The organism is Flavobacterium sp. GNP010 (assembly GCF_056428945.1).
Window position 1 is genome coordinate 1 of sequence record NZ_JBWJVK010000049.1, and the last position, 13349, is coordinate 13349.

14 protein-coding genes are annotated in these 13349 nt (G+C 34.7%); 11 read left to right on the forward strand and 3 right to left on the reverse strand.

The window, feature by feature from the left end; translation table 11 throughout:
* Window positions 1-181 precede the first annotated feature (181 nt).
* From AC061C_RS14150 to mtaB, 11 genes are all read left to right on the forward strand, one after another.
* Window positions 182-760, forward strand: coding sequence for a nucleotide exchange factor GrpE (locus tag AC061C_RS14150; protein WP_417976716.1), 579 nt, complete (start codon window positions 182-184; stop codon window positions 758-760).
* A 51-nt stretch (window positions 761-811) separates the two neighbouring features.
* A complete protein-coding gene (dnaJ, locus tag AC061C_RS14155; protein ID WP_478291708.1) occupies window positions 812-1930 on the forward strand; it encodes a molecular chaperone DnaJ in 1119 nt (372 codons plus the stop codon).
* 201 nt (window positions 1931-2131) lie between these two features.
* Entirely contained in the window at window positions 2132-3052 is a 921-nt protein-coding gene (locus AC061C_RS14160) for an ABC transporter ATP-binding protein (protein ID WP_478291709.1), read from the forward strand.
* An 85-nt stretch (window positions 3053-3137) separates the two neighbouring features.
* Window positions 3138-4454 carry an ABC transporter permease gene (locus AC061C_RS14165; RefSeq protein ID WP_478291710.1) on the forward strand — a complete coding sequence of 439 codons (1317 nt, stop codon included), beginning with the start codon at window positions 3138-3140 and terminating at the stop codon, window positions 4452-4454.
* A 246-nt stretch (window positions 4455-4700) separates the two neighbouring features.
* Window positions 4701-5864 (forward strand): sigma-54-dependent transcriptional regulator, encoded by a 1164-nt coding sequence (locus tag AC061C_RS14170; protein WP_417945193.1) that lies wholly within the window; start codon window positions 4701-4703, stop codon window positions 5862-5864.
* Between the two features lie 97 nt (window positions 5865-5961).
* Window positions 5962-6684, forward strand: coding sequence for a DEAD/DEAH box helicase (locus AC061C_RS14175; RefSeq protein ID WP_478291711.1), 723 nt, complete (start codon window positions 5962-5964; stop codon window positions 6682-6684).
* A gap of 16 nt (window positions 6685-6700) precedes the next feature.
* Entirely contained in the window at window positions 6701-6919 is a 219-nt protein-coding gene (locus tag AC061C_RS14180) for a DUF2007 domain-containing protein (RefSeq protein WP_073210556.1), read from the forward strand.
* Between the two features lie 34 nt (window positions 6920-6953).
* On the forward strand, window positions 6954-7199 hold the full coding sequence (locus AC061C_RS14185) for a hypothetical protein (protein WP_309756237.1): 246 nt from the start codon (window positions 6954-6956) through the stop codon (window positions 7197-7199).
* Window position 7200: 1 nt separating this feature from the next.
* A complete protein-coding gene (locus tag AC061C_RS14190) occupies window positions 7201-7488 on the forward strand; it encodes a hypothetical protein (protein WP_478291712.1) in 288 nt (95 codons plus the stop codon).
* Between the two features lie 46 nt (window positions 7489-7534).
* On the forward strand, window positions 7535-8332 hold the full coding sequence (locus tag AC061C_RS14195) for a Cof-type HAD-IIB family hydrolase (protein WP_478291713.1): 798 nt from the start codon (window positions 7535-7537) through the stop codon (window positions 8330-8332).
* Window positions 8333-8502: 170 nt separating this feature from the next.
* On the forward strand, window positions 8503-9831 hold the full coding sequence (mtaB, locus tag AC061C_RS14200) for a tRNA (N(6)-L-threonylcarbamoyladenosine(37)-C(2))-methylthiotransferase MtaB (protein WP_478291714.1): 1329 nt from the start codon (window positions 8503-8505) through the stop codon (window positions 9829-9831).
* 152 nt (window positions 9832-9983) lie between these two features.
* Here mtaB and AC061C_RS14205 read toward each other — a convergent pair whose 3' ends face one another.
* The 3 genes from AC061C_RS14205 to AC061C_RS14215 form a co-directional block, all read right to left on the reverse strand.
* Window positions 9984-10700 carry a 3-ketoacyl-ACP reductase gene (locus AC061C_RS14205; protein WP_478291715.1) on the reverse strand — a complete coding sequence of 239 codons (717 nt, stop codon included), beginning with the start codon at window positions 10698-10700 and terminating at the stop codon, window positions 9984-9986.
* A gap of 39 nt (window positions 10701-10739) precedes the next feature.
* On the reverse strand, window positions 10740-11510 hold the full coding sequence (locus tag AC061C_RS14210; protein WP_478291716.1) for a hypothetical protein: 771 nt from the start codon (window positions 11508-11510) through the stop codon (window positions 10740-10742).
* A gap of 137 nt (window positions 11511-11647) precedes the next feature.
* On the reverse strand, window positions 11648-13349 hold a 1702-nt coding region (locus AC061C_RS14215), incomplete at its 5' end, for a vWA domain-containing protein (protein ID WP_478291717.1).

Below are 13349 nucleotides of genomic sequence, written 5' to 3' on the forward strand. Positions count from 1 at the left end.
TTAATAAATCAAATTTATTGAAAGTATAGCCAGATAATCTTAAAATTATATTAAAATTTTAAAGGATAAATTTTATTAAAAACCGTTTGAAATTGTGCTAAAATTGTGAATACAATAAAAAGATGACAATTTGACATTTTAAAAGAATTGGCAGTACTTTTGCAATCAAAAAAAGAATAAAATGAAGTTTAAGAATATTTTTAAAAATACAAGTAATATGACTACTGAAAATACCGAGATTGATCAAGAAATAGATGATGTGACATTAGAAAATAATGCAAATGGAGAGCAAATCATTATTGAAGAACTGAGTGTAGAAGAGCAATTGACTCAAGACTTAGCTAAAGAGAAAGACAAGTATTTACGATTATTTGCTGAATTTGAAAATTACAAACGTAGAACTTCAAAAGAACGTATTGAGTTATTCAAAACGGCTAACCAAGAGGTTTTACTAGCGATGCTTCCTGTTTTAGATGATTTCGATAGAGCGATAGTTGAAATAAATAAATCAGATGACGAGCTCTTGACTAAAGGAGTAGAGTTGATCCATGAGAAATTAAAAAGCACACTTGTTGCCAAAGGTTTAGAACAAGTTGATCTTAAAGCGGGAGATGCTTTTGATGCAGATTTTGCTGAGGCAATTACGCAAATCCCTGCTCCATCAGAGGAGTTTAAAGGTAAAATCGTAGATGTTCTTGAAAAAGGATACAAACTAGGCGATAAGATTATCCGTTTTCCTAAAGTTGTTTTAGGACAGTAATTGACCCGAGCTGAGATACACTGCGGTGTGTTTCAACAAAAAAAATAAAAAATGAAAAAAGATTTTTACGAAATATTAGGCATTTCAAAGAGCGCTGATGCTGCAGAAATTAAAAAGGCATATCGCAAAAACGCACTTCAATATCATCCTGATAAAAATCCTGGAGACAAATCGGCAGAAGAAAAATTCAAATTAGCCGCTGAGGCGTATGAAGTTTTAAGCGATCCTCAGAAAAAAGCCAAATACGATCAATACGGTCATCAAGCTTTTGATGGCTCAGGAGGTTTTGGCGGTGGTGGCGGTCAAGGTGGTATGAATATGGATGACATATTCAGTCAGTTTGGTGATATCTTTGGAGGCGGTTTTGGTGGTTTCGGAGGAGGCGGTGGCGGAGGTGTTCGTCGCGCTAAAGGAAGTAATCTCCGAATCAAAGTAAAGTTAACTTTAGAGGAAGTTGCCAATGGTGTTGAGAAAAAAGTAAAAGTAAAACGCAAAGTTCAAGCGCCAGGAGTGTCCTACAAAACATGTTCTACTTGTAATGGTCAAGGGCAAGTGATGCGTGTTACAAATACCATTTTAGGTAGAATGCAATCGGCCTCCACATGTCCAACTTGTGGTGGTTCAGGTCAAATATTAGACAAAAAACCATCAGAAGCTGATTCTCAAGGAATGATTCTTGAGGACGAAACAGTGTCTATAAAAATACCCGCAGGTGTAGTTGACGGAATGCAATTGAAAGTTTCTAATAAAGGAAACGATGCTCCGGGAAACAGTATTCCAGGAGATTTGATTGTTGCAATTGAAGAATTGGAGCATGAGTTCTTGAAACGTGAAGGAGAGAATTTACACTATGATTTATACATCAGTTTTGCTGAAGCAGTTCTTGGGATCTCCAAAGATATTGAAGCTATAAACGGAAAAGTGAGAATCAAACTAGAAGAAGGAATTCAATCTGGTAAAATTCTCAGATTAAAAGGCAAAGGGATTCCAAGTATCAATGGCTACGGCAACGGAGATTTATTGGTTCATGTAAATGTTTGGACGCCAAAAACACTAAACAAAGAACAAAAACAGTTTTTCGAAAAAAACCTAAACGACGAAAATTTTGTCCCAAATCCAGAGAAATCAGATAAATCATTCTTTGAGAAAGTAAAAGACATGTTTTCATAATAGAAAATTTATCTAAGCTGTTTTAAATATAATACCCATCCTTGCTACAATAAGGATGGGTTTTTTTTGAAATTGATACGTGTTACTTATTTGGTGTTAACATTCGCCAACACTTTGGTTAGAATGATTGTAATTCGTAAAAAATTAAATGGCACTTACATGAAACTAATTATTTACTTTTACATCAATTAAAAAAGGAGCATGAGTACTATTTTAGAAGTTAATAAGGTTGTAAAACGATACGGTGATTATGTGGCGCTCAACGAGGTTTCAATGAGTATTCCAAGAGGAAGTATCTACGGACTTTTGGGTCCAAACGGAGCTGGAAAAACATCTTTAATCCGAATTATAAATCAAATTACATTACCTGATAGCGGTGAAATTATTTTGGATGGTGAAAAACTACAACCCAAACACGTTCAATACATCGGCTATTTACCCGAAGAAAGAGGATTGTACAACACTATGAAAGTGGGAGAACAATGCTTGTATTTGGCCCAAATGAAAGGTCTCTCAAAGGCTGAAGCCAAAAAACAACTGGAGTATTGGTTCGAAAGATTGGGAATTCAAGGATGGTGGAATAAGAAAATCCAAGAGCTTTCTAAAGGAATGGCACAGAAAATTCAGTTTGTAGTTTGTGTATTGCACAAGCCAAAACTATTAATTTTTGATGAGCCTTTTTCTGGTTTTGATCCCGTAAATGCCAATACTATCAAGGATGAAATTCTGGCTTTACGAGAAGACGGAGCGACTATAATTTTCTCTACACACCGTATGGAAAGCGTAGAAGAATTGTGTGATCATATTGCTTTAATCCACAAATCGAATAAACTCATAGAGGGAAAATTAGACGAAGTAAAAAGACAATTTAAAACCAATAGTTTTGAAGTGGGCATTTTATCGGATAATGTAGAGAGTTTAATGAATTCGTTGACGCAAAAATTCACCGTTGGTCCGGCTACTTTTAAATCCTTGAACAACGAATTAAAACTGGAAATTCAACTCGGGAATGCCACACCAAATGAGTTATTGAATATTTTGACACAATGCGGACAAGTAACCCATTTTGTAGAAAAGATTCCAAGTGTAAATGATATTTTTATTCAAACAGTAACGCAATAGACTTTTCAGACTTCTTAGATTTTTAGAAAATCTAAAGGTTTGTAATTCTAACAGTCTAAAATGTCTAACAATCTAACAATCTAAAATGTCTATAGTATCATTAATTATAAAAAGAGAGTTTATTGCCAAGGTGCGGAATAAATCCTTTATTGTCATGACTTTTTTAAGTCCGTTATTATTTGTGGGAATCGCCGTTTTTGTAGCATATTTAAGTTCCATGAAAGCAGACACGAAACGAATTGCTATTCATGACGAATCAGGTTTGTTTGTAAAGGAATTTACGTCGCAGAACAATAAAAATGAGGAATACAAATACCTTGATTTAACTGCAATTGATTTAAAATTTCTCAAAGATAGTATCACAAAGGAAAGCTATGAGGGACTATTATATATCCCAAAGGCGAGTAATACTGAGGATTTCGAAAGTAAAATCCAGTTTATTTCAAACAGCAGTCCCAGTATTTCATTCATTGAAAATGTTCAGGATGTAATTGCCAATAAATTAACTAAAAGCAATTTAGAAAAAGCACATTTAGATACCTTGGCAATTAAAAATGCTCAATCAAAAGTAAATATTAGCTTAACAAAAGCATCTGGAGAAGAAAGTGTCAAAGGACTTAACGAAATCAAAATAGGGATTGGTGGCGCATTTGGGTACCTTATTATGATGTTCATAATCATTTATGGAAACATGGTGATGCGCAGTGTCATCGAAGAAAAAACCAGCCGAATAGTAGAAATTATAATTTCCTCAGTGAAACCATTTCAATTGATGATGGGAAAAATCATAGGAACTTCACTAGCAGGATTGTTACAATTCCTTATTTGGGCAATAATTGGAATGTCTTTACTTTTTGCAGCTTCGGCATTTTTAGGAGTAAATGTGGGTCCTACAGCCAGGGTTTCGCCAGAAATGATGCAAACTGCACAGCAAGAAATGACGGGAACTGCCCAAATGTATATTAAGGAATTATGGAATTTACCCATTGCAAGTATCTTGATTGGATTTGTGATTTATTTCATTGGCGGTTATTTTCTATACAGTTCCTTTTACGCGGCAATTGGCGCCGCAGTAGATAATCAAACCGATTCACAGCAATTTTTGTTGCCAATCATTATGCCGTTAATGTTGAGTGTTTATGTTGGGTTTTTTACGGTTATCAATGATCCCCACGGGACAATTGCAGTCGTTTTCTCCATGATTCCGCTTACTTCTCCTATCGTAATGCTAATGCGAATTCCGTTTGGCGTACCTTTGTGGCAAATCGCCATATCTGTAACGTTATTGTTTGGTAGCTTCTTTTGTGTCGTTTGGTTTGCTGCAAAAGTGTACCGAATTGGGATACTTATGTACGGCAAGAAGCCAACTTGGAGTGAAATGTATCGCTGGTTGAAATATTAAATAAAGCTCGGTTCAGCTTTGTTAAAACTTAATTAATTTATGGAGCTATTTCCCGCTTTCCGTTGCAAACGAAGTTCACTGAACTCCGCTGAAAATAAAGGTTAGGTGAAGTAATCTTTTTATCGGCCGAAAAGGCGGATAAAAAGGATTTCCACTTCAATCGGGGCTAGGGCATCAGTTTTCAAAACGTTGTCTGTTAATTAGAAATTAAATTTTTTTGCCTTCGGGCTAAACAAAAATAAAAATATGTCAAAAATATTAATCATAGAAGACGAAGCTGCAATTCGAAGAGTACTCACAAAAATACTCTCTGAAGAAAATGATACTTATCAGGTTGAAGAAGCCGAAGATGGTGTTGCAGGTCTCGAAAAAATAAAGAACAACGATTACGATTTGGTTTTGTGCGACATCAAAATGCCGAAGATGGATGGTGTTGAGGTATTAGAAGCAGTCAAAAAAATCAAACCCGAAATTCCTATGGTGATGATTTCCGGTCATGGCGATATGGAAACGGCAATTAACACGATGCGATTGGGAGCGTTTGATTATATTTCAAAACCACCCGATTTAAACCGATTGTTGAATACGGTTCGCAACGCTTTAGACAAAAAACAGCTCGTAGTTGAGAATAAAATTCTGAAGAAAAAAGTCAGTAAAAACTACGAAATGATTGGCGAAAGTGAAGCCATCAATCACATCAAAGTGATGATTGAGAAAGTAGCACAAACCGAAGCCAGAGTTTTAATCACGGGTCCCAACGGAACCGGAAAAGAATTGGTTGCCCATCAATTACACGAGAAAAGCGAACGCGCTAATTTCCCTTTAATCGAAGTAAACTGTGCTGCTATTCCAAGCGAATTAATAGAAAGTGAGTTATTCGGTCACGTCAAAGGAGCGTTTACTTCGGCTGTAAAAGATCGCGCAGGAAAATTTGAAGCGGCAGATAAAGGGACTATTTTCTTAGATGAAATTGGGGATATGAGTCTTTCGGCGCAAGCCAAAGTATTGCGAGCTTTACAGGAAAGTATGATTACCAGAGTGGGAGCAGACAAAGACATCAAAGTCGATGTTCGTGTGGTTGCAGCTACCAATAAAGATTTGAAAGTCGAAATTGCCGAAGGGCGTTTCCGGGAAGATTTATACCATCGTTTGGCAGTGATTTTGATAAAAGTTCCGGCTTTGAATGATAGACGAGATGATATCCCGATGTTGATTTCTCATTTTGCGGATAAGATTGCTTCGGAGCAAGGGAATGCAGTCAAAAAGTTCTCTTCAGCAGCTATTAATTTGTTGAAAGAATACGATTGGACAGGAAATATCCGTGAATTACGAAATGTTGTAGAGCGCTTGATTATCCTTGGCGGAAGCGAAATTTCCGAAAATGATGTGACATTATTTGCGTCTAAATAAAATTAATTTAATGATTTAAAAATGTATTGATTTAAAGATTTGGCACTAGTTTTAATCTTTTAATTTTTGAATATTTAAATCTTTCAATATAAAATAAATGAAACTAAAAAAAATAAACGAAGAGTTACAACAAGCCTTAATTGAAAACGGTTTGACTGAAGCCAATGCGATGCAAAAAGAAACATTTTCGACACTTAAAAGTGGTTCGGATTGTATTATAATTGCACCAAAAGGAAGCGGGAAATCAACAACAATTGTGCTAAATGTAATTCAGAGATTGGCAGGCGCAACCGAAGAATCACCAAGGGCTTTGATTATTGTTGAAGACAAAGCGAAAGTATTGGAAATGGAATCGCTTTTTGAAAAATATGGAAAGAATTCTAATTTAGAAGTTTATGGTGTTCATGATAAAGGCGACATGGAATACGATAAAAATTATATTTCCAGCGGAATTGATGTGTTGATTGGAACGCCAAATAAGTTGAGCGAAATGTTCACTACGGCTGGATTTAACGTAAACCGATTGAAAATGTTTATCCTTGATGATGCAGATCCAATTTTGAAATTACGACACGAAACAAAAATCATGCGTATTTCGAATAGTATTGTTAGAACCCAACGTATTATTTTTTCGGAACAATTCACGGAACGTATTGAAATCCTTGCAGAGAAAATGTTGGAGGAACCTTATGAATTCGATTTTGATGGAGAAGAGGAAGACGAAGAAGATTTTGACGAGGAAGAAAACTTGGAGGTAGATGCAGAAGAGGATTTTGAGGAGGAGGAATTAGAAGGCGATGAAGAAAACGGTACAAAATAATTAAATAAAGAGTGAAATGGGATTAATGAAAGTGTTTTCGGGAAGTGAGATTTTAGCAATGGCTTTACAAGAAAAAATTGAAGCGATTGGCGTCGATGTAGTAGTGAAAAATAATATACAATCGGCTCGATTGGGAGGATTTGGAAATTCAGATTTAGCGGTTGAATTGTTTGTTCAGGAAACTGAGTTTGCAAAAGTAAATCCTGTTATTGAAGAATTCAGAATGAGTATTTAAATTTATATATTTGCTATTCAAATACCTCTATAAGATGGACATAGCTGCAAAAAAAATAGAATTGATGGATTGGTTACTTCATATTAATGATGAAAGTAAACTAAAAAAAATAATTGCGTTTAAATCTGTTTTAGACCAAGAAGTTGTTGCGCATACCATAAGTGGTTACCCAGTTGATAAGGAAGAATACGTTGCTATGGTAAAAGAGGCTGATGAACGAATTTCATCGGGAGAATATACAACGATTGAAGATTTAGAAAAAGAAATCGAGAAGTGGTAATGTGCAGAAGCCAATTACCATACTTTGGGATACTGAAGGGAAAGCCGATTTAAAACTACTATTTGAATTTATTAAATTAAAATCTCCTCAAGGAGCTAGGAACGTTATCAGAGATATTGTACTTCAAAGTAAAAACATTCATTTTGTTGAGCAATATCAAGTAGATGAATTCTTAGGAGAACCATTCAGAAGAATGATTGTTCGAGATTATAAAATTCATTCTGAAACTGAAATTCGTATCCTTCAAATTTTTGACACTCGTCAGAATTCAATCAACTTGAAAAAGTAATTTGTGAATCCGCAGTAATTGAAATTACTACTTTTAAAAAATAATAATGAAATATAAAATGTTGGTTTTAGACTTGGATGACACTTTGTTAACCGATGACCATACCATTTCAGAAGAGAATGCAGCAATGTTGTTTAAGGCCCAGGAATTAGGAGTTTATGTTATTCTGGCTTCCGGAAGACCAACGCCAGCAATGATTGTTTACGCCAAAGAATTACAATTGGATAATTCGTATATGATATCGTATAATGGAGCTGTTATTACTGATTTAAAAGAAGATAAAGTCATTTTTGAGCAAACGTTAACTCAAGGGCAAATCCATGAATTGTATGATTACAGTTTAAAAAGTAAGACACACATTATTACTTACGTTAATGGGAAAATTGTAAGTGAAACGGATTCTGAATATATTGAAATCGAAAAAAATATTACGGGTTTAGAACACAATAAAGTGGTAAGTTTTAAAGAAGAAGTTCAGTCTTCAGCTGTCAAATGTATTTTGTTAGAAGAGCCAACTTACTTAAAAGAAGTAGAAAAAGACTTGAAAGCCGCAATGCCGCATCTAAGTGTGAGTATGTCAAAGCCATTTTTTCTTGAAGTAGCGCAAAACGGAATTGATAAAGGAGCCAGTATCAAATTTTTAGCCGAGAAACTAAATATTCTTCAAAGTGAGATTATTGCTGTAGGAAATGCAGGAAATGATTTAACCATGATTGAATATGCCGGATTGGGCGTTTGGGTTGATAATGTAGATCCTGAATTGAGAGATAAAGGAGATGTTATTGTAGCTTCTAATAATAATCATGGCGTGGCTGAGGTGGTGCGACGATTTATTTTGAATTAAATCGTAAAGCAAAAAATAATAATTTATCATCCGATACGAAGATCTTAAACGATTCTGAGTGTCGGATTTAGTTTTTAATAAAATTGTTGTCGTCTAAAAATTAATAGATTTTAGTTTGTAAATTTGCGCACTCAATTTTTTGACAACGATTTCATTAATTGAGTTATAATATGGAAAATAGAAAAAAAGTAGCCTTTTATACCTTAGGCTGTAAACTAAACTTCTCAGAAACTTCTACAATTGCCCGCAACTTACAAGACGAAGGATTTGACCGCGTAGATTTTGAAGAAGTAGCTGATATGTATGTGATTAATACGTGTTCGGTTACTGAAAATGCGGATAAACAGTTCAAACAAGTCGTGCGAAAAGCAATGAAATTGAATGACAAAGCATTTGTTGCGGCGGTGGGTTGTTATGCGCAATTGAAACCGGAAGAATTAGCGAGTGTAGATGGAGTGGATTTAGTGCTTGGTGCTACCGAAAAATTTAAATTGGCAGATTATATCAACGATTTGTCGAAAAATGATTTTGGCGAAGTGCACTCCTGCGAAATTGCCGAAGCTGATTTTTATGTGGGAAGTTACTCAATAGGAGACAGAACGCGTGCGTTCTTAAAAGTTCAGGATGGTTGCGATTATAAATGTACGTATTGCACCATTCCGTTAGCAAGAGGAATTTCGAGAAGTGATGAATTGGAAAATGTGTTGAAAAATGCTGCAGAGATTTCAAAACAAAACATCAAAGAAATTGTTCTTACCGGAGTAAATATTGGGGATTACGGAAAAGGAGAATTTGGAAATAAAAAACACGAGCATACTTTTTTAGAATTGGTTCAGGAATTAGACAAAGTAGAAGGAATTGAAAGATTGCGAATTTCATCTATTGAACCCAATTTATTGAAAAATGAGACGATAGAATTTGTATCAAAAAGTAGAACTTTTGTCCCGCATTTTCACATTCCGTTGCAATCTGGAAGCAATGATATTTTGAAATTAATGAAACGTCGTTACCAACGTGAAGTATATACCGAAAGAGTAAATAAAATTCGGGAAGTAATGCCACACGCTTGTATTGGCGTAGATGTAATTGTAGGTTTTCCGGGTGAAACAGACGAGCATTTTTTAGAAACCTACCATTTCTTGAATGAAATGAATATTTCGTATTTACACGTTTTCACGTATTCGGAACGGGATAATACCGAAGCAGCTGCAATGGAAGGAGTTGTTCCTGCTAATGTTCGTGCCAAACGCAGCAAAATGTTACGTGGGTTGTCCGTAAAAAAACGTCGTGCTTTTTACGAAAGCCAATTGGGAAGTAATAGAACTGTTTTGTTCGAAAGTGAAAATAAAGAAGGGTATATTCACGGTTTTACTGAAAATTACGTAAAAGTAAAAACACCTTGGAATCCAGAATTAGTCAATACGTTGCATGACATTAATTTGACTAAAATTGATGAAGATGGAAGTGTACGAATGGATTTTGTTACGAGTATGGTTTAGTTTTTAAACATATAAGTCATGTAAGCAAAAGATTAAAAAACCATTAAGGGATTAAGTTCATTAAGTTTTACGCTTAATTTTCTTAATCCCTTAATGGTTTTTATAGTACTTATCGTCCATTCGACTTTAAGACTTTTGACTTTCGACTACTTTTAAGGATTCGTAGACCAAATACTACTGTTTTTGATAAATACGCGTCGGTTTAGTTTGAGTTGGGCGATGATTAATTCGGCCATATCTTCTGCTTGCATTACAGTTTCTGGATTACCGTCTGTCAATTTTAATTCTTTGGCCATGTCAGTCGCAACAGTACTCGGCGTTAATGCTGTTACACGAATATTATGCTTTCGAACTTCCTGCATCAGTGATTCCGTTAATCCTAAAACGGCAAATTTAGAAGCGCTATAGGCACTGGTTAAAGCATTTCCGCTTAAACCGGCTGTTGAAGAAATGTTGATGATATCACCTGTTTGTCTTTCGATCATATTTGGCAAAACAGCACGGGTTACATAATAGGTTCCCATAAGGTTTACCTGAATGATGCGTTCCCAATCCGTTGGTTCTAATTCTAAGAATTTTCCAAAAGCGGCTATTCCGGCATTGTTGATTAAAATATCAATGGTTCCAAATTCAGCTAAGGCTTTATCTACTGCACTGTTTACCGAATTGATATCACCAATATCAGCAGTAATTGCCAGTGCTTTTACACGTAAAGAACGTGCTTTGATGGCAACACTTTCTATTTCATCTTTTGTTCGCGCCACTAAAATTACATTTACACCTTCTTTAGCTAATGCCAAAGCAATTGCTTTTCCAATTCCTTTTCCTGCGCCGGTGATTAGGGCATTTTTATTTTTTAAATCTGTCATTTTTTGCTTTGTTTTTGTTCAGAAACAAAGTTAAGATATTTATTTTTTGGAAGCCTTTTTAAATTTTTCAATTCCCTCCGCTTTTAATTTTTGTAAACTCATTTCTAAGTCTGTTTTCGTTATACCACCCTCCATCATTTTTGCTGTACTATCATAAAATGATTTTTTAAGTATTACTCTTTCAGCCTCAATAGCATCAAAATATTTTTTCAAATCAGCTGTTGGTTCAAAGTAATATATAAATTGTGCTGGAATATTCTGCAAATATTCATATAATATGTTTTTACAACCAACCTGTTTAAGGAATTCGTTGCAATTTTGATGTTTAGTTGAGTTAGTTAATTGAATTTTGTAAATAGAAGAATCCAATTTTTCACCATATCTGTAATAAACACCTGCTAAAAAGGAATAAATCTGCTCATTCGTTTCAAATTTGTTATTTAAGAGTTCATCTTTTTCGCCATAAAAACTATTCATTTTTTTTGAAATTTCTTGGGAATACATTTCACAGTGATTCGATTTTTGAAAAATTGTTTCAACAGTAATATTTAATTCAGTTTTAATATATAAACTCAAATAATTTACTAGTGGTTTTTCAAAAGGATAGTATCTGTCAACTTGCTTTTCTCTTTTTACAGCATAAAAACGCCCCATATAATCACTTAATGTTCCCAGTACGAAATAAACAGGATCTATTGAAACAATATGTATTTTACTTGCTGAAATAGGATTGTTTACTTTTTTATCTGTTTGAGAAAAAGTAGATTGGACTATTGTAAGAAAAGCTATTATTAAAAAAATTAGTTTCATTTTATCATTTTTAGTTTTTTTGACAATAACTTCTCAATATAACTCACTTTGAGTGCGAATTGTATTGAGAAGTTTATGCAGTGTATCTTTATACACAACATTTGCAGATTGGAATAACTTAACTCGGGTTAAAATAATTATTTCACAGTTTCTACCAAACGGACAAACTCTGCTTTATAACCGTCTTCGTCATTCGACAATCCTTCTTTTGCCAGTTTTTTAATTTCTTCAGAAGATTTATTAGATACCAGTTTTGAATCTCTTAATTTCAACCCAAACCAAGCTACAGCGGAACTAAATTTAAAATCATCGGACGAATTTTTCAACGGAATTGATTTGTTTTCAATAGCCTTTACCATTTCGATACTTTTTTCACCATCAGGTTTTTTATATCGGAGTTTTATGGTTGCAAGCTCTTCACTATAATTACTTTCGTTTGGATAAACTTTTGTGTATTTTAAATCAGGTTGATTGTTAATAAATTTATTTTCCAAACCAGTTGGAATCACTTCGTACAAAGCAGTTACTGTATGGCCGCTACCTAGTTCTCCTACATCAATGGTATCGTTTGTAAAATCTTCAGGGCGCAATTTTCTGTTTTCGTAGCCAATTAAGCGGTACGCCTGAACATGTTTTGGATTGAATTCAATTTGGATTTTCACGTCTTTTGCGATAGCAAACATTGAACCTTTGAATTCTTTACCTAAGAAACGATTGGCTTCTTGAATATTGTCAATATAAGCATAATTTCCATTGCCTTTGTCGGCTAAGGTTTCCATTTTGCTGTCTTTGTAATTGCCCATTCCATAGCCCAAACAAGTCAAGAAAACACCTGATTTTCTTTTTTCTTCAATCAAGGTTTGCATGTCGGTATTGGAAGATGCGCCCACGTTAAAATCGCCGTCAGTAGCCAAGATTACTCTGTTATTTCCTCCTTTGACGAAATTCTCTTGAGCTAATTTATAAGCCAATTCTATTCCAGCTCCACCAGCTGTGCTTCCGCCAGCATTGAGTTTTTCCAACGCATCAATTATGGTTTGCTTTTCATCTCCAGATGTTGGAGATAAAACCATTCCTGCTGCACCAGCATAAACCACAATGGCTACTTTGTCTTTTTTTCGGAGTTCGTTTACTAAAATTTTCAGTGATTGTTTCAGTAAAGGCAATTTGTTGGGATCACTCATCGAACCTGAAACATCAATCAAGAAAACCAAGTTGGAAGCTGGCAGATTATCCGTTGGAATATTTTTGCCTTGCAAACCAATTTTTAGCAATTGGTGTTTTTGATTCCAAGGACAATCACTATATTCCGTAGTAATCGAAAACGGATTTTGGTCTTGTGGTTGTGGATTTTTGTACTTGAAAAAATTGACCATTTCTTCGACTCTCACGGCATCTTTCGGAACGGTTTGTCCGTTGTTGATAAAGCGTCGTACGTTGGTATAAGAAGCGTTGTCAACATCAATCGAGAAAGTGGAAAGTGGTGCTGATTTTGGACTTTCGAATTGATTTTCTACAAAATTTTCATAGTCTTCTTGTAAAACTTCGATAGATTTTGGTGGAACTACTATTTGTTCTTCCTTTTTATTTTTGTTCAATTTTTTGAGTCTTTTTTCTAGTTCTTTTTTGGAAAGATTTTGATAAGTTCCGTTTTTTGTGGTTATCATGATGACACCATTTGATGCTCTACTTCCGTATAAAGAAGTTGCTGCTATGTCCTTAAGGACGTTTATAGTTTTAACGTTTTCAGGTTTTAACTGTTTAAAATCATTAGGATTCACAGGAACACCATCAATAATGTATAAAGGCTCGTTTAATGGTGTAATGGATGCCTTTCCA